The 1,122-nt window shown below is 73.1% G+C and carries 1 protein-coding gene; it reads left to right on the top strand.

All coding sequences use genetic code 11. The features are described 5' to 3' along the window. Positions 1-14 precede the first annotated feature (14 nt). Positions 15-1,031, top strand: coding sequence for a hypothetical protein (locus HUW62_RS47360; protein ID WP_176438202.1), 1,017 nt, complete (start codon positions 15-17; stop codon positions 1,029-1,031). The last annotated feature ends 91 nt before the right edge of the window (positions 1,032-1,122 follow it).

Here is a 1,122-nt window from a genome sequence, read left to right as displayed (position 1 = left end):
GGTAGGCTCCCCTCGTGCGCCCCGCGTCCGCCCTCACCTGCCCCGGCTGTCAGGCGCCCCGCGTGGAGGGGCTGGAGTGTCCCCGCTGCGGCGTCATCTACGCCCGCGCGGAGGCCCGTGCGGCGCGCAAGGCCGAGCAGGAACGCGCGGCCGCGGCGGCGCCCCCGGAACCCGCGCCCTTCGAGGTGGACCCCGCCTGGCTCGTGCCGCCGCCGGACCTGCGCTCGGACGCGCACCCGCTGGAGACCGCCGCGTTCGACGCCGCCGACGAGCAGGCCGTGCACGAGCTGCGGCTGCGCCTCACCGTCGTCCCCGTGGCGCTGTTCCTGGGCTACCTGGGGGCCACCGGCTCGCTGCGCTTCATCGTCCGGCTGTTCACCATGCTCGTGCACGAGGCGGGGCACGCCATCACCGCGTGGCTGTGCGGCATCCCCGCCGTGCCGTCGCTCTGGGTGACCTCCATGGGCTCGGAGCGCTGGTATTCGCTGGCGCTGGTGCTCGCGGGCGGACTGGGGGCACTGACTTGGATTGGCTGGAAGCTGCGCCGCCCGGCGTGGGTGACGTGGGGCGTGGTGCTGCTCACCGCGCAGCTCTTCTGCACGCTGCTCCTGCCCATGGCGAGCACGACGGCGCTCATCGTCTTCGGCGGCGACGCGGGGATGCTGGTGCTGGGCACGGTGCTGATGGGGTGCTTCTACGTGAGGCCCGGCAGCTACCTCCACGTGCGGGGACTGCGCTGGGGCCTGGTGCCCATTGGGGCGCTGTCCTTCTGGGACTGCTTCTCCACCTGGTGGGCCGCGAGGACGAACACGGAGGAGATTCCCTTCGGCCGCATGGAGGGCGTGGGCCTGAGCGACCCGAGCCGCCTGGTGGAGGAGCATGGCTGGCAGGAGGGCGACCTCATCCGCCGCTATGTGATGCTGGGCGTGGTCTGCCTGGTGGCACTGGCGGTGTTCCACGGCCTGCATCTCTACCGGGGACGCAGCCGCCTCCGAGACGCCGTGCGAGCGCGGCGCTACCAGGACCCGTGAGGCGACGTCGCGGGTTGTGACAGCGGTGGAGAACGCCGGTACCCTTCGCGGCACATGGTCCCCTCCGCCCCGCCGCTCCCCTCTCCGGAGC

This window comes from Myxococcus sp. AM011 (assembly GCF_013372595.1).
In the GTDB taxonomy this organism is placed as follows: Bacteria; Myxococcota; Myxococcia; order Myxococcales; family Myxococcaceae; genus Myxococcus; species Myxococcus eversor.
The sequence above is the reverse complement of the archived record's forward strand: the minus strand, read 5'-3'. Positions and strand labels throughout refer to the sequence as shown.